The 19,527-nt window shown below is 34.7% G+C and carries 15 protein-coding genes and 2 pseudogenes; 13 read left to right on the top strand and 4 right to left on the bottom strand.

The features are described from left to right. Positions 1-3: 3 nt before the first annotated feature. From AC0VYJ_RS20265 to AC0VYJ_RS20215, 11 genes are all read left to right on the top strand, one after another. On the top strand, positions 4-642 hold the full coding sequence (locus tag AC0VYJ_RS20265; protein WP_475367530.1) for a sugar transferase: 639 nt from the start codon (positions 4-6) through the stop codon (positions 640-642). A gap of 1 nt (position 643) precedes the next feature. Further along, the gene (locus AC0VYJ_RS20260) at positions 644-1,261 is read left to right on the top strand and encodes an acetyltransferase (protein WP_475366090.1); all 618 of its coding nucleotides are present in this window, start codon (positions 644-646) and stop codon (positions 1,259-1,261) included. Positions 1,262-1,290: 29 nt separating this feature from the next. Next, a complete protein-coding gene (locus tag AC0VYJ_RS20255) occupies positions 1,291-2,550 on the top strand; it encodes a glycosyltransferase family 4 protein (RefSeq protein ID WP_475366089.1) in 1,260 nt (419 codons plus the stop codon). Positions 2,551-2,573: 23 nt separating this feature from the next. Then, positions 2,574-4,433 (top strand): heparinase II/III domain-containing protein, encoded by a 1,860-nt coding sequence (locus tag AC0VYJ_RS20250; RefSeq protein WP_475366088.1) that lies wholly within the window; start codon positions 2,574-2,576, stop codon positions 4,431-4,433. Between the two features lie 5 nt (positions 4,434-4,438). Next, positions 4,439-5,659 carry a nucleotide sugar dehydrogenase gene (locus tag AC0VYJ_RS20245; protein WP_475366087.1) on the top strand — a complete coding sequence of 407 codons (1,221 nt, stop codon included), beginning with the start codon at positions 4,439-4,441 and terminating at the stop codon, positions 5,657-5,659. Positions 5,660-5,674: 15 nt separating this feature from the next. Then, positions 5,675-6,781: a non-hydrolyzing UDP-N-acetylglucosamine 2-epimerase gene (wecB, locus tag AC0VYJ_RS20240; RefSeq protein ID WP_475366086.1), complete on the top strand. Its 1,107-nt coding sequence runs from the start codon at positions 5,675-5,677 to the stop codon at positions 6,779-6,781. Positions 6,782-6,821: 40 nt separating this feature from the next. Next, on the top strand, positions 6,822-8,030 hold the full coding sequence (locus tag AC0VYJ_RS20235; RefSeq protein WP_475366085.1) for a glycosyltransferase family 4 protein: 1,209 nt from the start codon (positions 6,822-6,824) through the stop codon (positions 8,028-8,030). A 124-nt stretch (positions 8,031-8,154) separates the two neighbouring features. Further along, a complete protein-coding gene (locus AC0VYJ_RS20230; protein ID WP_475366084.1) occupies positions 8,155-9,465 on the top strand; it encodes an O-antigen ligase family protein in 1,311 nt (436 codons plus the stop codon). Positions 9,466-9,474: 9 nt separating this feature from the next. Next, the gene (locus AC0VYJ_RS20225) at positions 9,475-10,767 is read left to right on the top strand and encodes a flippase (RefSeq protein WP_475366083.1); all 1,293 of its coding nucleotides are present in this window, start codon (positions 9,475-9,477) and stop codon (positions 10,765-10,767) included. A gap of 24 nt (positions 10,768-10,791) precedes the next feature. After that, positions 10,792-11,880, top strand: a complete 1,089-nt coding sequence (locus AC0VYJ_RS20220; RefSeq protein WP_475366082.1) for a glycosyltransferase — start codon at positions 10,792-10,794, stop codon at positions 11,878-11,880. Between the two features lie 167 nt (positions 11,881-12,047). Then, complete coding sequence (locus AC0VYJ_RS20215) at positions 12,048-13,214, top strand: nucleotide sugar dehydrogenase (RefSeq protein WP_475366081.1); 1,167 nt, start codon at positions 12,048-12,050, stop codon at positions 13,212-13,214. A 596-nt stretch (positions 13,215-13,810) separates the two neighbouring features. Here the strand turns inward: AC0VYJ_RS20215 and AC0VYJ_RS20210 are convergent. Next, a complete protein-coding gene (locus AC0VYJ_RS20210) occupies positions 13,811-14,290 on the bottom strand; it encodes a hypothetical protein (RefSeq protein WP_475366080.1) in 480 nt (159 codons plus the stop codon). 166 nt (positions 14,291-14,456) lie between these two features. Further along, positions 14,457-14,561, bottom strand: a pseudogene (locus AC0VYJ_RS20205) (AAA family ATPase); the annotation flags it as partial. Positions 14,562-14,733: 172 nt separating this feature from the next. On the opposite strand from AC0VYJ_RS20205, the gene istA (AC0VYJ_RS20200) reads away from it, so the two are divergent. Both istA (AC0VYJ_RS20200) and istB read left to right on the top strand, forming a co-directional pair. Further along, positions 14,734-16,149: an IS21 family transposase gene (gene istA, locus AC0VYJ_RS20200; protein ID WP_475366079.1), complete on the top strand. Its 1,416-nt coding sequence runs from the start codon at positions 14,734-14,736 to the stop codon at positions 16,147-16,149. After that, positions 16,146-16,871: pseudogene (gene istB / locus AC0VYJ_RS20195) on the top strand (IS21-like element helper ATPase IstB). The gene istA (AC0VYJ_RS20200) and the pseudogene istB overlap by 4 nt, the downstream one beginning before the upstream one ends. On the opposite strand, the gene AC0VYJ_RS20190 reads toward istB, so the two are convergent. Together AC0VYJ_RS20190 and istA (AC0VYJ_RS20185) are read right to left on the bottom strand one after the other, a co-directional pair. Next, positions 16,835-17,590: an ATP-binding protein gene (locus AC0VYJ_RS20190; protein ID WP_475366078.1), complete on the bottom strand. Its 756-nt coding sequence runs from the start codon at positions 17,588-17,590 to the stop codon at positions 16,835-16,837. The pseudogene istB and the gene AC0VYJ_RS20190 sit on opposite strands and share 37 nt — an antisense overlap. Beyond that, positions 17,587-19,125: an IS21 family transposase gene (istA, locus tag AC0VYJ_RS20185; RefSeq protein ID WP_475365777.1), complete on the bottom strand. Its 1,539-nt coding sequence runs from the start codon at positions 19,123-19,125 to the stop codon at positions 17,587-17,589. Before istA (AC0VYJ_RS20185) ends, AC0VYJ_RS20190 begins: the two co-directional genes overlap by 4 nt. Positions 19,126-19,527 lie beyond the last annotated feature (402 nt).

Below are 19,527 nucleotides of genomic sequence, written 5' to 3'. Positions count from 1 at the left end.
AAGATGCAAAAGTCTAGTAATGGGATCTATCAAAATTACATAAAAAGGCTTATGGATATCTTCTTATCTCTTCTTGCAATTATAGCTCTTAGCGTTGTTTTTATCGTCGTTGCTCTGTTAGTTAGGTTCAAGCTAGGTAGTCCAGTTCTTTTTACACAAAATAGACCTGGTATGAATGAAAAAGTATTTAAGATGTATAAGTTTAGAACGATGACAGATGAAAGGGACAGTAATGGAGAGTTACTTCCAGATCACATAAGACTTACTAAGTTTGGTAAGTTTTTAAGATCGACTTCACTTGATGAGTTACCAGAGCTATTTAACATTTTCAAAGGTGATATGTCGGTTGTTGGGCCGAGGCCACTGTTAATACATTACCTTGAATTATATAACGAGCAACAAAAAAGACGTCATGAAGTTCGACCGGGACTTTCAGGATTAGCTCAGGTTAATGGTAGAAACGCCATTAGCTGGGAAGAAAAGTTTAATCTTGATGTGAAGTATGTTGAGAGAGTTAGCTTTGTAGAAGATTGGAAGATTATTTTCTTAACGATTAAAAAGGTTTTTGTTAGAGAAGGGATTAATTCGGATTCTTCTGAAACGATGGAGCCTTTTAAAGGGAATAAAAAGGATGAGGAATGATTTGAAAGAACGTCTTATTATCATAGGGGCGAGTGGTCATGGGAAGGTCGTAGCTGATATTGCTTTGAAAATGAAAAAGTGGAAAGAGATTGCTTTTTTAGATGATGATGAGCAGCGTAAGTCGGCACTTGGGTTTGATGTTGTGGGGAAATCACAGGATGTAATTAACTATGTTGATAGCTCAGATATTATGGTTGGTATTGGAAATAATGAAATTCGTCATAAGATACAGAGTGAGATAGAGGAAATGGGTGCTAGTATTCCTGTGTTAATTCATCCCAAAGCGGTGATTGGGGAAGAGGTTGAGTTTGGTGTTGGTACGGTTGTAATGGCTGGGGTTGTGATTAATTGCTCTACTAGGATCGGTAGAGGATGCATTATTAATACAAGTGCTTCGGTTGACCATGATAATTTTATTGAGGATTTTGTGCATGTTTCGCCGGGGGTTCGGTTGGCTGGGACGGTGGAGGTTGGCCGTGGGACATGGTTAGGAATAGGGAGTGTTGTTAGCAATAATATAAGCATTCCGGAAGACTGTAAAGTAGGGGCAGGTACTGTTGTAGTTAAAGACATAATTGAAACTGGAACATATATGGGAGTTCCTGCTAGAAGGAAATAAATAGTAAGTTTTGACTGAGGTGGCTTGAATTGAAGAAAAAAATATGGTTGTGGAATCACTATGCGACGGATATGTACAAAAATCGCGGCGGCAGACATTACTGGTTTGCAGAAAACTTAATAAAACAGGGTTATGATGCGACTATTTTTTGTGCGAATACATACCACAATACAACTGAATTTATAAATACAGAGAATAAAAAGTATACTACGGATACTCTGGATAATATTCCTTTTGTTTTCATCAAAACTACGACTGCCTTAGGTAATGGGGTTGATAGAGTAAAAAATATGGGGATGTTTTATCTTAATTTGTTTTCTGTTGTAAAAGATTATATTAAGTTAAATGGAAAACCAGATGTAATTCTTGCCTCAAGTGTTCATCCTTTAACAATGGTTGCGGGGATCCAAATAGCTAAGAAACTTGGAGTTCCATGTATATGCGAAATTCGCGACTTATGGCCTGAAGCTATTTTTTCTTTTAACAAAGCAAAAGAAAAGAGTCTAGTAGGTCGTGTCTTAACTTCAGGTGAACACTGGATTTATAAGAAATCAGATGCTCTTATCTTCACTAAAGAGGGAGATACTGATTATTTAAAAGAAAAGGAATGGGATACAAGGCAAGGTGGCAAAATTAATCTAAATAAAACTTATTACATAAACAATGGTGTAGATTTAGAATCATTTGAAGTATCTTCTAATGCAAATAAGGTGGAAGATAAAGATTTAATGGAAGATAAATTTAATGTAGTTTATGTTGGAGCAATCCGTCCAGTTAACAATGTAGGTAACTTGCTTGATGCTGCGTCGCTTTTAAGAGATAAAACAGATATTCAATTCTTAATTTATGGGGATGGGAATCAAAGAGAAGCTCTTGAAAACAGAGTAGCTCAAGAGAATCTAACTAATGTGAAAATAAAAGGACATGTGAATAAGCGCTCGATTCCATATATTTTGAGCAAATCATCTGTCAATATACTAAATTACTCACATACTCAATATAACTGGGCCCGCGGAAATAGCTCAAATAAACTATTTGAATATATGGCATCAGGTAAACCAATTATATCCACCGTTAAAATGGGCTATTCGATATTAGAAAAATACAAATGTGGGATTGAATTGGAAACAAGTACACCAGAAGAGTTGGCCAGTTCAATTTTACATATCAAGCATATGTCTAAAGCTGATTATACTAAAATGTCTCAAAATGCAAAACAGGGCGCAAATGATTTTGATTTCAAGAGATTAACTGAGAAATTGATTAACGTAATAGAGCATGTTAATTAGATCAAAGAAAATGAGGTATTGTTATGATTAAATCACTAGTAACTGAATATGGTTTGCCATGGGTTTTTAATCGCTCACTTTATTCAGCAAAGTTGAAAATGATGAGATCAATACCAAACAGTGATAAAGTCTTCGAGAAAAAAATTTATATTCAAAGAGTAAACATCTTTAATTTAGATGTAGAGTATATCGAAAAATTTTTGAATGATTTATCTATCCAACAAAAAGAAGAAATTATTTCTAAGGCAAATGATGCAGTAGTAGGTAAAATAATGGCCTTTTCTTCGATTGAGCTGGACTATGGTAATCCTATGAAATGGCATTATAACCCGATTACTAAAGTTGAAGTTGAAAGGTCTTTAAAATGGTATCAGATCCCAGATTTTGATCCGGTAAGAGGGGATATTAAAGTCATTTGGGAAGCATCGAGGTTCACTCACTTTTTCTATTTTATAAGAGCATATCTTATTACTAAAGATGACAAGTATTTCAACGCTTTTTCTGAACAACTCGATAGCTGGCTACAGGAAAATGAATATTCGTTTGGATCTAATTACAAATGTGGACAAGAAGCTACGCTTAGAATGATAAATGCGTTAATGGCATATTCCATATTTGATTCTTATGGTTTAACTACAGCAAAAGATAATGAAAATATTAGAAAGTTAGTGGAAGGCAGTTACAAAAAAGTATTATCAAACTTTTTCTATACTTATAAATGTATTAAGAACAACCACACTTTATCAGAAATTACGGGGCTTATAATTGGGGCCTGGGCTTGTAAAGATAACATTAAAGTAAAAGAAGCCTATGAACTTTTAAATAAGGAGATTGAAAAGCAATTCTTTTCTGATGGAGGTTATATACAGTATTCCTTTAACTACCAAAGGTTGGCACTTCAACTGATGGAAGCAGTTTTCAAAATCAGTGAGAAAACAAAGGTTGAGTTATCCAATCGTAGCAAAGAGCTAATAAGAAATAGTGCAGAATTAATCTATCAAATGCAAGATGAAACTGGAGACGTTCCTAATTATGGATCTAATGACGGAGCATTGATATTTCCGGTAACAACCTGTGGTTATAGAGATTTTAAACCAATAGTTAATACTATTTTTGCTTTGGTTGATGGGAAGCGTTTATATAAACCTGGAGATTATGAGGAAGAGTTAGTTTGGTTTGGAAATAAGAAAATAAAAGATATACCAATCTCAACCATTGAAAAGAAGAAGTCAGCTTTTAATAATTCAGGCTTTTATTCAATCCGTCATAATGCAGGATTTTTGATGACTGTTTTACAAGACTTTAAAACTCGTCCTGCTCAAATGGATCAGTTACATGTCGATTTATGGCATAGAGGTGTCAATGTTTTTTGTGATAGTGGTACCTTTTCTTATGCTTCAGAGATTGGGAAGCAAATGGCATTAACAGAAGCGCATAACACTGTTAAAGTTCCTGATAAAGAACAAATGAAAAAGCGTGGTCCATTCTTAATCTATGATTGGACTAAAGGTATAACGAATCAGGCTTCTAATGGTAGTTTTATAGGGAAAATGATTTCTAAGAATGGATATGAACATACCAGGAGAATAGAAAAATCTAAAAGTGGCTACGTAATTACAGATGATGTTAGCAGCAATGGAGATTATTGTGAATTTAATTTTCATACACCTTGTAAAGTGAGCGTAAGTGATAGTGGGCTTGATCTTTCTCATAAGGGACAACTAATCGCTAAAATAGTTACAAAAGGAAAAATAGAAATAATGAATTCTTATAGAAGCTTATATTATATGCAAAAAGAGGAGATTAGCTGTATTTCAGTTAAAGTTCCTATCGTTGATAAGAAATGCAGCACTAAATTTAACGTAGAATTAGTTGGGAGGTAGTTTTAATGATTAATATTATAGGTCTCGGATATATAGGGTTACCCACCGCGCTTATGTTTGCAAAGAGTGGAGTTAAAGTAGTAGGTACTGACAACAATACTAATCTTGTTAACTCGTTAACAGATGGGAAACTAACATTTGAAGAAGAGGGATTAGAAGAACTATTTCAAGACGCAAGATCGAATGATATTGAGTTCTCAACAGAATATCAAAAAACACATACTTATATTCTTGCAGTTCCTACTCCATACATAAAGGAAAGTAAAAGACTTGATCCTAAATATGTTATTTCAGCTCTTAAGAGTGTCTTAGACGTATGTGAGAAAGGAGCAGTGTTGATCATTGAATCGACAATTGCTCCAGGAACCATTGATAAATACATTCGTCCTGAAATAGAAAAACGAGGTCATATTATAGGTGAAGATATTCATTTATTACATGCCCCCGAAAGAATCATTCCTGGTAACATGATTTATGAATTGAAACACAATTCAAGAACTATAGGTGCAGATAATGTTGAAATTGGAGAAAAAGTAAAAGACTTATATTTGAATTTCTGTGATGCAGAGATTGTTGTTACGGATATAAGGTCAGCAGAAATGTCTAAAGTGGTTGAGAACACATTTAGAGATATCAACATTGCTTTTGCAAATGAATTAGCTAAAATTTGTCGGACAGATAACATGGATGTATATGAGATTGTACGAATTGCAAATAAACATCCACGAGTGAATATCTTACAGCCCGGTCCAGGGGTAGGCGGACACTGCATTTCAGTAGATCCCTGGTTTTTAGTTGGTGACTACCCAGATTTAACCAACCTCATCTTGACTGCAAGAAAAACGAATGACTCTATGCCAAGACATGTGTTAAGTAGGATAAGAGATATTATGAGAGAAAAAGGCATTAATGATATTTCAAAAGTGGGTCTTTATGGATTAGCTTATAAAGAAAATGTAGACGATACAAGAGAAAGCCCAACGCTTCAGTTGCTTGAGCGTATGGATGAGCACCTTGCGTTTGGAGTAAAGGTATTTGATCCACTTGTTAAAACTAGAATTGTAGATCATCAATTTATGAACTTTGAGGATTTTTTAAATGAGATAGAGATTCTTGTCGTTATGGTGGGACATGATCACATTAAAAAAAATATAGAGTCTTTAAAGGGGAAACTAGTTCTAGATACGAAAAATATTATTGAAATTGATGATGCATTTAAACTATAAGATGAGGGTGAAACTATGAATAAGAAAGTAATGGTGGTTTTTGGAACAAGACCTGAAGCGATAAAAATGTGTCCTTTAGTTAAAGAGCTGAAAACTCGTGATAATCTTGATACAGTTGTCTGTGTCACTGGTCAGCATAGAGAAATGTTAGACCAAGTATTAAATGCTTTTGATGTAAAACCAGACTATGATCTTTCAATAATGACTGCAAAACAAACGTTATTTGATGTAACTATTAATATATTAGAAAAAATGAAATCGGTACTGGAAAAAGTAAAGCCTGATGTAGTCTTAGTTCATGGTGATACTTCAACAACATTTGTGACTTCATTGGCTTGTTTTTATCTTCAAATCCCGGTAGGGCATGTGGAAGCAGGTTTAAGAACATATAATATTTATTCTCCATATCCAGAAGAATTTAATAGGCAAGCTGTAGGTATTGTAGCTAAGTATAATTTTACGCCAACAGAAATGTCAAAAAATAACTTACTAAAAGAGGGGAAAGATCCAGCCACAATTTATGTTACTGGTAATACAGCAATTGACGCCCTTAATACTACTGTAAAAGACGAGTATTCTCATAAATATCTTGAATGGGTAAATGGTAGTAAACTCATTATGATTACAGCACATCGAAGAGAAAATTTAGGCGAACCAATGAAAAATATGTTCAAAGCGATTAAGCGGATTGTAGATGAGAGGGCCGATATTAAGGCGATATATCCTATTCATATGAATCCAACAGTCAGAGAGGCTGCTGAAGAAGTCTTAGGAAGCTGTTCAAGAATAAAAATAATTGAACCATTGGAAGTTTTGGATTTTCATAATTTCCTGTCACATTCACATTTGATATTGACGGATAGCGGTGGTATTCAAGAAGAAGCACCGAGCCTTGGAAAACCTGTATTAGTTATGCGTGATACAACGGAAAGACCAGAAGGTATTGATGCTGGTACTTTGAAGTTAGTTGGGACAGATGAAGAGATTATTTACCAAGCATTTAAATTATTACTTGAAAATGAAGATGAATATGAAAGAATGAGCCAGGCTAGTAATCCATATGGAGATGGATTTGCATCTAAAAGAATAGCAGATGAGTTAGAGTGGGAGTTAAAAAATTAATTAATAAAAAAAAGATATTGGAAATTAAGAGGTGTTTACAATGAATATCTTGGTTCTTACTTCAATTTATCCACAAGAAGACGATGAAAAAAATATAGGTGTTACACCTGTGGTTAAATATTTTGCCAATGAATGGACAAAGGCTGGGCATAATGTAATAGTAATTCATAATTCTAGTAGATACCCTAAACCATTATATTTAATACCAGATGTATTTTTAAAGAAAATTAATTCGAAGTTTGGAATTGTAATTCCAAATCGTTATCAAGGAGATAAAAAATATACTGAAGAAGGAGGTGTGAGATGTTATAGAATTCCACTGCTTAAGATGATACCTAAAAATAAATATTCAAGAGTGCAAATCAAAGCACAATATAATGAGATACAAAGAATAATAAAAAAAGAGAATTTTAACCCTGATTATATAATTGGACATTGGGAGAATCCACAATTGCCTCTTCTGGCGATGTTAAAAAAAGAAGTTAAGGCTAAAACTGCTTTGGTGTTTCATGGAATAGTTTATGTAAATCAAAAAAGATATAAAAATTGGGCGAAAAAACATATAAAAAATATAGATGTAATTGGTGCTAGGTCAGTAGCTATAGCTAATGAATTAAAGAAGACTTTTAATTTAAAAGTAGATCCATTTATTTGTTATTCAGGTATACCTGATAAATATTTTAGTACTGATATATATCAAACAATTGATTTTAAAGATAAAGAACCTAATTCTTACTTATATGTGGGTAGACTTATAAAAAGAAAAAATATTGAAGAAACTATAAGTGCTCTAAACGAGGTGTATCAACAAAAAGGGTTTATTTTTAAAATTATTGGAGAGGGTGCAGAAAAAAATAATCTTTTAGCACTAACAAGTAAGCTAAAACTAATCGAACAAATTGAGTTTTTAGGTTATAAGAAGAGAGATGAGATTATTAATATTATGAACACTACGGAAGTTTTTATTATGATTAGTGATAATGAAACTTTTGGTCTTGTTTATATTGAAGCAATGTCTAGAGGATGTATAGTGATTGCCTCTAAAAAAGGAGGTATGGATGGAATAATAACTCATGGAGAAAATGGTTATTTATGTGAGCAAGGAAATGAAATTGAATTGAAAGAAATTTGTAGCGGAATAAATAGCATGTCCATGGAAGAAAAATCAATGATTTCAAAAAATGCGATAAAAACTGCGTCTGAATTCAAAGATTCAACTGTTGCAAAAAAGTATTTAGAGAGAATTTAAAAACATCAATTTTCATTTTGAATATTTATAAGTGTTATTTAAAGTATGCTTTCTTCTAAAAGCTCATTTTACATTCTTTTTTGTGTTTTCTTTGCAGTTTGTAAGTTTAGAAAGGAGGATAAGATTGAACACTATTTTCCAGGAAGAAATAATTCTTAATCATAGCAAGAAAACAAAAGGTAAATATTCTTATTCTATCTTTGTAATATGTTTTGTGTTTTTATATGTATTATTTGCGCCTGACAGAATAAAAAGTCTGTTTTCTTTGGAAATAGATGGTATTAAAACTACGAATGAGATTTGGATTATACCACTCTTGAGTTTGTCGATAGTTTTATTTGAGAAAAAAACAAAAAGCATCTCTTTGGATATATACAATAAACTATTGTTTATATTGATTTTTAGCATTGTATTTATAATTGCACTTGGAGGCTTTTTTTCAGTATCAATACATCAATACATATATGCAGGGTTAATTTTTATATTACCTATCCAAACGTATTTTTATATGTCTCGATTAAAGCATGATTATTATAATGTTATAATAAAATTTATTATAATTCTTTGTTTGATTTATGCGATTTTAGCAATTATTTTATCAACTAATTACGCCTTTTTTATGTCATTAGTAGGTAATGAGGTGAATTACAGATATTTTTCTCAGTACAGAGCATCAATGATGTTAGGCACGAGCATAACTGTTAGCTACTATTTCTGTATGACTTTACCTCTATGTCTTTACATGTTCTATAGTTTTAAGGAAAAAAAATGGCGGCTAATATCAATTATTACTATTGTTGCAAGTATATCAGCTACTTTTATTTTATTATCAAGAGCAGCTAGCCTTTGCGTGGTTCTTATTCTCATATATTATTTTTTATTTGTTAGAAGTAATAGTAATAACCTGGGGAAAAAAATGTCTTTCATTGCTGTATTAACTCTAATTATTATTTTTATTTTTAAGAATTATGATTTGACAAGAATACTTTCAGGGTTTGATGCTTCAGGTAGTTCAGTAAATGCAAGACTGTTAGCAGGTAGTTTAGGGTTATATATTTTTGCTAATCACCCTATATTAGGATCTGGCATGGGACGTTTTTTTGAAAGAATTTATACTGAAAGGTTTATTAATGTTGATCATTTAAACGGGTTAATAGATCCTCACAACATGTATATTCTGTTATTGAGTGAATTAGGTATATCAGGTTTTGTTTTGGTTTTTACTATATTTGTAGTATTGTTATTCAACTTTTCACATATACAAGAGAAGTCTCTGAGAAGAACAGCCTATATTACCATTCTTTCGGTGTTATTCAATTCATTTGGTGGTTCACATTTAATAAATGAAATAAGTTTTTCAATTATTTTTTGGATGTACATGGGTTTGTATAGCGGTATTTCTAATAGTGATAGGCGGAATCTAGGAAAAAGGTAAGGAATAATAATGCGGAATAAATTAGAAATTTTAAAAAGTAAATTGGGTTACTGGTCAAGGAGTAGATTGTTTAGAAATATGTCATGGTTATTCATATTGAATTTTTCTAACACAATAATTCCATACTTCACTTTTCCGTATATTACCAGAGTGTTGCTTCCAGAAGGATACGGAATAATATCTTTTGCTCTTGCATTTTTTACATACTTCATTACATTTATCGATTATGGTTTTAATTTAACCGGTGCGAGAAAGATTGCTACGGCTGAGGACGACTCACATAAGCTTTCAAAAATATACTCGTCAATACTAGCAACAAAACTGTTTTTTTTCTTAATATCAGTACCTATTATTATTATACTAACCTTTTTGAGTGACAAACTACATGAAAATCAAAGCATATTATATATATTTATTATCTTAGCGTTTAGTTATGTAATTATGCCCACATGGTTATTTCAGGGACTTCAAAGAGTTAGAGATATGACATTAATAAGTTTAATTATTAGGATCATTTTCCTGATTTCTGTATTTAGTTTAATAAAGTCTCCAGATGATATAGAACTTTATGCAATTTTGTATTCATTATCCTTTTTATTAATAGGGATTGTTTCATTATTAATTGTGAGAACTGAAATAAAAGTGAAATTCAGTAGAGTCAATATAGTCGACGTTAAAGAAATGATAATAGATGGATATTTTATTTTTACATCAAGTGCTGTCATAAAAGTAATGGCTACATCTGGAATTTTTGTTTTGGGTATTTTTCATAGTCCCATTCAAGTAGGATATTATTCAGGTATAATCAAAATCAACCAAGTTATTACTGCTTTATTTTATCCAATTGGTCAGGCTTTTTTTCCTTATCATAGTAAAAAATATATGGAGTCTTTTAAAAGTGGGTATTCTTCTGTCATTAAAGTTTCTAAATTAATAGTACCTGTATTTGGGATTATAGCCATATGTATTGTTGCTTTCAGGAGTATTATTGTAGAAATTGTTCTAGGAGAGAACTTCTTAGAGGCAGCAGACCTTTTAATTATCTTATCGTTTTTACCGATGTTAAGTATTATTTCTAATTTCATGGGTACCCAGATCTTAGTTGCAAGCGGTCATACAAAAGAATACAGCAGGGCATTTTTAAGAGGGTCGTTAATTTCTATATTATTATATGTTGTACTAGGATACTTCTTTGTTACTTGGGGTGTAGCTTTAGGAGCTTTACTCGGAGCTATTGTAAATTTAATATTCTTATTTATAGAGGTCAGAAAAATTAAAGAAAAATACAAAGAAGATAAATGAATTTAAATGAAGGGAGTACCAATTATGAAAATTATGTTTATAGTCTATCACGACATTAGAACAGAAGCCCGAAGTCAAGAAATATTAGAATGCGCTACTAAGCTTGGTGAAACAATTCTTGTTTCATATTCTAAACCTGTAAATAGTAGTGTATGTAAGTGTATCCAAACTGGAAAAGGAGAGAGAAAATATTTTTCTTTTATAAGGGATTCTATAAAGGCAATTAAAATGGAGAAACCTGATGTTGTTATTCTACATGATAACTACACGTCTCTAATCCTCAGGTGGATAAAAAGACACAGGAAAAATATAAATGTGATATATGATTCTAGCGAATTATATATAGAAAAAGTTAAAATGGATTCAATAAATTCTATAATTGCTTCACACATGAAATATTTTGAAAAAAAGTATTTGAAATATGCTAATACCGTAATTGCAGCTAATATCGAAAGAGCTGAAATAATGAAGGATCATTTTAACCTTAAAGAAATGCCACTAGTTTTTGATAATATTCATAGAATAGATGATAGCTACAATTTCACTGAATGTAATAATAAATACGGACATTTGTTTAACGAAGATACATTCTCTATAGTATACGGCGGCGGAATAGGTAAAAGAAGGATGACTTTTGATCTTGTAGAAGCAGTTAGTGCACTAGGACAGAATTTTAATCTTATCATTGTAGGTGCAGCAAGTGAAGCTGACAAAAATCTTTTTTATTCAATTAAAAATGAGAAAAAAATAGAGAATATTTATTACTATGGGTTTGTACCTCGCCATGAGTGGAGGTTTTTATTAAGTAGAACAAACATAAGCGTTTCGGCTTTTGCTCAAGATACTGTTAATAATATCAATTGCGCTTCGGGAAAATTATACGAAAGCCTATTTGAAGGGAAACCTATTCTAACAACTGAAAATCCTCCTTTGAAAAGAATTTGCAAAGAAAATGGAGTGGGTGTAAGCACTAATGATTTTAAAAAGGGTATATTAGAATTAAGAAATAACTACGACTACTATTCAAATAATGTTCGTAAATATGCCGAGACCTTAGATGTAGAAGGTAGAATAAATATTTTAGCAAATCAAATATTAAACAGAATAAAATAATCTTAATTTTTTTGGGAAATCTACTTCATTATAAATTTGAGGTTGTAGATGTGAGGGTTAAAATTTTTTTATTATACTATAAATGTAAGTAGTATTTTAAACATTCAAATCACCTATTTATTAACCTCCACTTTATGAAATATATGGTTTTAAAGAGGGAGTTTTATATGAAAATAACAATTGCAGGAACAGGCTATGTGGGTTTATCAAATGCCGTTTTATTAGCTCAACATAATGAAGTTATAGCTCTTGATATTATTCAAGAAAAAGTTGATATGATAAATAGCAAAAATTCTCCAATTGTTGATAATGATATTGAAGAATATTTAGCAACAAAAGAATTAAATTTAACTGCAACAACAGATAATTATAAGGCATTTAACAATGCAGAATATGTGATTATCTCAACACCAACTAACTATGATCCAGAGAAAAATTATTTTAACACAAGAACGGTTGAAGCAGTTATTGCTAATGTTTTGTCAATTAACCCAGATGCTGTAATGATAATTAAATCAACAGTGCCAGTAGGATACACCGAAGAAGTAAAAAAAAAATTCGACACTAATAACATTATTTTTTCACCGGAGTTTTTAAGAGAAGGTAAGGCTTTACATGATAACTTGTACCCTACAAGAATTGTTCTAGGAGAGAAATCAAATCGAGCTGAAATTTTTGCTGATTTATTAATTGAGGGTGCAATAAAGGATAAGATTGATGTTTTATACACTAATTCAACCGAAGCTGAAGCTATCAAACTTTTTGCAAATACATACCTTGCTATGAGAGTGGCTTTCTTTAATGAACTAGATTCTTACGCCGAAGTAAGAGGACTAGATTCTAAACAAATTATTGATGGGGTCGGTCTTGATCCTCGAATTGGAAATCATTACAATAATCCTTCTTTTGGGTATGGTGGTTATTGCTTACCGAAAGATACTAAGCAGCTATTAGCTAATTATGAAGATGTTCCTAATAATATTATGGCATCTATCGTTGATGCTAACAGAACAAGAAAAGACCATATTGCGGAAATGATTATTAAAAGAAATCCGAAGATTGTAGGTATCTATCGACTTACTATGAAAATGAATTCTGATAACTTTAGACAATCGGCTATTCAAGGAGTTATGAAGCGTATTAAAGCGAAAGGGATTGAAGTAATAATCTACGAACCAGTTATTGTTGAAGAAGAATTCTATAATTCGAGGGTTATTAATAACTTTGAAGAATTTAAAAAAATATCAGATGTGATAGTGGCTAATAGATTATCGGATGAACTAAGAGAAGTGAAGGAGAAGGTATATACAAGAGATTTGTTTAGTAGAGATTAGGAGCTGGGAAACTCTTTTAAGCTTCCCTTAAGGGACATGGGGACAGGTTGAAGCCACTGAAAAACGGCTCCTGGAATCACGGGGACGGTTCTCGTGATTCACTTCAATGTTTGATTAAATCTCTTCAACCTCAAAGATAACCACCAGGCGCTAATCTACTGATTAGCTCACCTGGTCTTTTTGTATTTTGTGTACAAATGAATTAGTAGAACTGTCCCGATGATTAGGATCCGATAATACGAAGGTTGAAGGGTGTTGAGGGGATGTTGCAGAAGCAGATGCCGAGGATATTGGGATTTTCTCAAACTTTGATTTATAGGACTTGAATTAATAAGTCCACGTTCAAGGTAGATTAGGATTGTAAAAGTGTTTAGAATTCGCTTTATAATAGGTGAGAACATTAAAGATGAACAGAAATGTATTGCTAATAATAGGGAATCACGGGGACGGTTCTCCTGATTCACTTCCAAGTTTAATTAAAGCTTTTCAACTTCAAAGAAAAACCAGGTGAACTAATCTACTGATTAAATCACCTGGTTTATTTGTACCGAACTAATCAGTAGAACCGTCCGGCTGGTTCTAAAGGCAACTGCATGTTAACTACAGATCTTATTATCATATTGTTCTTTATCTATATTAAGTAAATGAGTGTATTTTTCGTATAAACTATTGTGTTCCTTTTGATCAATATCTTCATTCCAGTTACAACTTTCAACTTCCATCTCAATCTTAGAAATTTGATGTGATATATCCTCATCTATAATTTCGAGCCTTTCATATAATATTGGTCTTATCTTCTCCTCATATAACGGTATATTGAAGTGGTGGCCCGAACGATTTGGATGCCACTGGGCAATGGGGTATCGCTTAGACGTTGCCAGAACTCTATTGTAGATATTGAATTTATCAGTCTTATTTTTATTATTCTCATTAATCTTCCACAGTTCAACTTGATGTTGATGTTGCTTATCAAAATTTTTTCTTTGCATCCAATAAGTTAGCACTGACCCAAGCATAGCGCTAATAACCGGTATAATCGCTTCCGAAATACCCAGGATAATCCCTCCAATATTCAAGACGTATAGTAATCAAAGCCGATTGTACCATAAATAGTGAGTATTGCGGAACGAAAAAGCCACTTGTGCGAAGTTTTGAGCCATCAATTGCGGAGAATGGAGCCAGTGAATGCATAGAAGAGAGCCACCGGGTAAATTTCACTAGTGACTCTCTTCTTTAATATGGTCAACGAGGAGCGACTAAACTATGCCTTTCACGCATTGATATGTGGCCATCGATTAGTATTTTATAAGAGTCATGGACAATCCGGTCAAGAATCGCATCAGCTACCTGGGCTTGTTGTTTATTGCAATATAGAAGTGCAGACCTTTGCAACAGAAAAATGCAGAGTCCTGCACTTATTTTAATAAGGGCATAAAAAAAAGACTTGCCAGTCACCCCAAGTCCCTCTAACGTAATTGGTGTCGAATCAATACGTGGAGGTAATGGAAGGATGCTAGCAATGTCTGATGTTAATTGTATCAAAAATTTAAGAAACAACAAAGGTCTATCAATCTCCCAAATACAGAAAATATTAGGGGTTAACTGGCGCACCGCAAAAAAATATGCAGATGAGGACCAGATACCAAATGAAACCCTCAAGACTAGAAAAGGAATGATGTATGAGGAAAAATGGGGAGAAATGGTCGCTGATTGGTTGTTTGAAGATCAACGATTAAAACGAAAATCTAGAAGGACAAATAAAGAGCTACATAACGAATTGATGAAATATGGTTTTACCGGATCCTATCGAACAGTATGCAATTTTGTAAAAGAGTGGAAGAGCAGTCATCAAGAAGAAAAGGATAAAGGACATGAAAGATTAACGCACCCTCCGGGTGAGGCACAAGTGGACTTTGGAGTAATGGAAGCTGTTCAAGATGGAGATTTAGTAGATGTTCGAGCACTGATCATGTCTATGCCCTATAGCAACACTGGCTTTGCCGTACCTCTGCCATCTGAGAATCAAGAATGCTTTTTGTATGGATTGCAGCAGCTGTTTATTCAAGCAGGTGGAGTGCCAAAATCAATAAGAATTGACAACTTAACACCTGCAGTAAAACAAACCCGATCAAAAATGGAAGAAGCAAAACTAACAGATGAATTTATGCAATTTCAGAATCATTTTGGATTTGAAGTTCAGGTTTGTAATCCGAGAAGTGGCCATGAGAAAGGGAATGTAGAAAATAAGGTGGGCTATATTCGATACAACTTTTTCACCAAGGCACCAGTGATGAAAAGCTTTGAAGATCTAACCTTGAAGTTGAAGGAGCAACTGCATGAAGATCGTAAAAGGCTGCACTATGAGAAAGAAGTTCTAATCCAGGAGTTATGGGAGCAAGAAACCAAGTACTTACTAGCTATGCCCGCAAGGGCATACCCAGTATTCAAAAAAGACTTGGCAAAGGTAAATAAGTACAATGAAGTGAAAATTGACAAGTCCCTTATACATGTCCCGCGTGCTTATAACTACAGTCAATTACACTTAATCCTTAGCTGGGATCAATATAAAGTTGTTTCACCAGACGGTGAAATTCTGTTGGAGGACTTCCGTCCTTACATGAACAAGCGAAAAGGACTCCCGTGGCAATCCATTATAAAAACATGGATTCATAAACCAAGGGTTCTAAACTATTCGCGATATTGCGACTACCTTCCTGGAAGAGTAAAGGAATTTCTACTAACGGACAACCTGCTTATTCGTCGTAAACGTTTAGAGTCCCTCTCTACCCTGTTAGTTACTTACGATATGAAACGAATCAATGAAGAGTTTTATGACTTGATTGAGAAAGAACGTTTAAACGGCGATAGCAATCCTTATGAAGTGGATTGGAATCAATATGATTCCCTCACTCCAATTGAGGAGGTGGGCAAATGAGTGATCAGTTACGAAGTAAGTGCAAGACTCTACGTTTGGCCCATATAGCAGAAATATATGATCAAATCCCCTTCGAGAATAAGGAGTAATATCTTAATGACTTATTTGACGAGGAACATAAGTTAAGAGAACAAACAAAATCTATCAGATTAATAAAAAAGGCAAAGTTTTTGGATAAGAAGGATCTTCATACCTATGAATGGACAGAACAAATTCGGTTTCCACCTCACACGTCTAAAGAGGAAATATGCAGTTTGAGTTTTATTGAGAAAGGAGAAAACGTTGTATTGGTAGGGTCTCCTGGAACTGGGAAAACCCATCTAGCGACGGGATTGGGAAGGAAGGCTTGTGAAAATGGCTATGAAGTCCGCTTTTACCGTGTAGCTCATTTAGTAGAAGAATTAGAGCAAGCCTTAAGGTTGAATAAGCTCTCAACATTTCGTAAGAAATTAGAGAAGGTGGATTTAATCATCCTGGATGAAATGGGCTACCTGCCGTTTAGTAAAGAGGGCTCTGAGCTACTATTCCAACTTATCTCTGAATTCTACGAGCAGAAGAGTTTAATCATCACGTCAAATTTAGAGTTCAGTCAATGGAACAGAATATTTGTAGACTCTAGATTGACCGCTGCATTGGTGGATCGGCTGATTCACCATGCCCATATCATCTCTTATCAAGGAGAGAGTTACCGCTTAACAAATGCATTATCTAAAAGAAAATAAAGAGAAGTATTCCGGGTGACAAACCTCTGCACTTTTCTTTGCATTTTCCTGCACTTTTCTATTGCAAAATACACTTGTCCGAGTTTGGAATGCCACCCTTCGGGTGAGAACTGGGAACAAAAGATGGTAGAAGTCCGCTTGAGCCTCGCGTCGATAATTTCTAAAACGTGGAGTACTTGATCTTGAGACAGCTCACTCAGGAGCCATTCATCCAATATCAATAAATCAATCGATCTGTACTTTTTAATCAGTTTGCGAAAACTTCCATCTGCCTCATGTTTGGCAACTGCGAGTTCATCCAATAATTCGGGCAATCGGATATATTTCACCTTGTAGAACTGCCGGCAGGCCTGAATGCCGAAAGCATTTGATATCCATGTCTTTCCATTGCCTGAAGCGCCCATAAGGATAATATTATGATGCTTCTGAAGATAGGTGCCGGACGCCAGCTCTAAAATTAACTGCTTATCCAACTTACGGTCAGCGTGATACTCGATCAGTTCAACGGCTGCGCTCGAGTCATCAAATGTGGCTTGTTTAATCAATCGGTCTAACTTATTCGACCTTCTGCGATCATATTCCGTATCCACCAATAGGTTAAAACGATCATCAAAATCCATGCCTTGGAAGTCTTTATTTTCATTCTGTAGTTGATATAAGTCCGCCATTCCACTCATCTTCATGTCCATTAACTTTCGTAAGGTTTCTTGGTTGATCATTTTTTATCCCTCCCAAAATAGGTAGCGCCTCTGGTAAAACCATAGTCCTCTGTCTGCGGTTCCCCAACTAGCTGTTTGTTCGCTTGCTTTTTCTTCTGCCTCTCCAAGATGCTTTTAAGAACGGCAACGGTGGGATGGGAGGATATCTCCAGTAAGGTCTTGGTCGCTTCCTCAAGCTCTGATTCCGTTCTTTTAGAGGCTGTACTTCTCAATCCGTTCAATATATTCAAAGCTTTCTTTTCAACATTTGTTTTCAAGATATGTTCAACCAGACGTTGCGTATTCGGTCCGACAGTCCTCGCCCATTTACGGTTGTTTTCTGGATTGTGATCGAGATAAAGCCGATGGTGGTCTGGCATGTGATCCGGATTTGTGGCATACGAATCTTCTGATTTTTGTTTACGTGGATGGGATGCAATCCGCACATCTTTAAAGTACAATTCAATTACATCCGCAGTGATTCGGACATCGACATCCTCGCGGACGTATTCATAGGGGACGGAATAGAACTTATAGTCCACTTGAACGTGGTAGTTCGGTTGAACTTTGGCAGTTGCCCATTCCGTCATCTTGAACCGTGTTGGAGGTAGAGGATGAAGGTGGCTCTTCTCCTCTTCTTCAAACACTTTGAACCTAGAACCCTCGCGCTTTTGGAAATTCATCGTATTGATTTCTTCCAGCTTTTCAAAGATTCGTGCATTCAAATCCTCGAGATGAAAACACTGATAGTTTCGTAATGATGCAATGATCTGCCTTGATATGTATCCGACAGTTCCTTCTACACTCGCTTTGTCTTTCGGCTTTCTGACGCGACTGGGCACCACAACCGCCCGGTAGTAATCGGCTAATTCCCGGTAAGCTTCATTGATCATTGGGTCGCCCCGGTGGGGCTTAGTCACGCCCGTCTTCAAATTATCAGGTACCAATGCCTCGGTAACGCCTCCAAAATATTCGAATGCATGAATATGTGCACGCAGCCAGGAAGTTGATTTCATATCAAGAAATGCCTCTACATAACTCAACTGACTGTAGGGAAGAGTGGCAATGAACACATACGCTGGTATAACCTCTCCGGTCGAATTATCCATGATTTTAAGCGTCGTTCCTGCCCAGTCCACCTCTAAAATCTCGCCTGGCTTTCTTCTAATTGGCATGGTCAGCTTATGCTTCTTTGCGAAGTTCCCATATTTTTCAGCGAATGTCCGATAGGCATATGGGACTTTTCCATCTTCTCTAGCTGCACTTGCATATTCGTTGTGCAGAAGCGTCAGGGTGACATTTTTCTTTTGTAGTTCTTTGTGAACCCACTCAAAATCAACGGGGCAGTATCCCTTTTCAATTGCTTGTTTCTCCGGGAACAAGTAAGTCCCAAGCCACTGATTATTCATGGAATCCTCTAACCCCCTTAACCCTCTTTCCTTAGCCCGCTGGACAACTTCAGCGATTGTATTTCGCGAGTGGCCGGTACTGGAACTGATCGTCCTCTGGCTTATGCCATCGAACTCCATCCCCAGAATCTTCCGATAATTAACCATAAAAAAATCCTCCTTCTACACAAGTGTCATGCTTTATAGGCATGTCCCTTAAGTATACCGGAGGTATATTGTGAAAATATGTTTTTGTGGCTCTCTACTCCGCAAATGGTGGCTCTATCTTCCGCAATCGGTGGTTTAATTTTGCGCATAAGTGGCTCATTCACCATGCAATATTCAAATAGGGAGGATGAGAAGGAATTGAGGAGACTATTCTCGTTATTCATTTAAGATTTTAAAAGTTTTCCACATATTTGAAACAAGGAAAAACCAGGAGACTAATCGTGATATTGTTTATTTCACCTTGAAAGGCCATGGGGACAGGTTCCTCGTCCCACTAAAGAAGGACATGGATCACAGACCCACTTCTGCCATCTTTTTGATCCACTCGTGCCATATGTGAGC

Source organism: Anaerobacillus sp. 63XJN7_5_ISO-PGPR-S23-430, from assembly GCF_056173695.1.
Note: the sequence above shows the minus strand (reverse complement) of the source record. Positions and strands in the feature narration are given on the sequence as shown.

What these genes read in the sequence shown, in the direction of transcription:
- AC0VYJ_RS20245 (WP_475366087.1), top strand. Translation starts at nt 4,439, where the DNA reads ATGATTAATATTATAGGTCTCGGATATATAGGGTTACCCACCGCGCTT.
- AC0VYJ_RS20220 (WP_475366082.1), top strand. Translation starts at nt 10,792, where the DNA reads ATGAAAATTATGTTTATAGTCTATCACGACATTAGAACAGAAGCCCGA.
- AC0VYJ_RS20235 (WP_475366085.1), top strand. Translation starts at nt 6,822, where the DNA reads ATGAATATCTTGGTTCTTACTTCAATTTATCCACAAGAAGACGATGAA.
- wecB (WP_475366086.1), top strand. Translation starts at nt 5,675, where the DNA reads ATGAATAAGAAAGTAATGGTGGTTTTTGGAACAAGACCTGAAGCGATA.
- AC0VYJ_RS20225 (WP_475366083.1), top strand. Translation starts at nt 9,475, where the DNA reads ATGCGGAATAAATTAGAAATTTTAAAAAGTAAATTGGGTTACTGGTCA.
- istA (WP_475365777.1), bottom strand. Translation starts at nt 19,125, where the DNA reads ATGGTTAATTATCGGAAGATTCTGGGGATGGAGTTCGATGGCATAAGC.
- AC0VYJ_RS20250 (WP_475366088.1), top strand. Translation starts at nt 2,574, where the DNA reads ATGATTAAATCACTAGTAACTGAATATGGTTTGCCATGGGTTTTTAAT.
- AC0VYJ_RS20190 (WP_475366078.1), bottom strand. Translation starts at nt 17,590, where the DNA reads ATGATCAACCAAGAAACCTTACGAAAGTTAATGGACATGAAGATGAGT.
- AC0VYJ_RS20215 (WP_475366081.1), top strand. Translation starts at nt 12,048, where the DNA reads ATGAAAATAACAATTGCAGGAACAGGCTATGTGGGTTTATCAAATGCC.
- AC0VYJ_RS20265 (WP_475367530.1), top strand. Translation starts at nt 4, where the DNA reads ATGCAAAAGTCTAGTAATGGGATCTATCAAAATTACATAAAAAGGCTT.
- istA (WP_475366079.1), top strand. Translation starts at nt 14,734, where the DNA reads ATGTCTGATGTTAATTGTATCAAAAATTTAAGAAACAACAAAGGTCTA.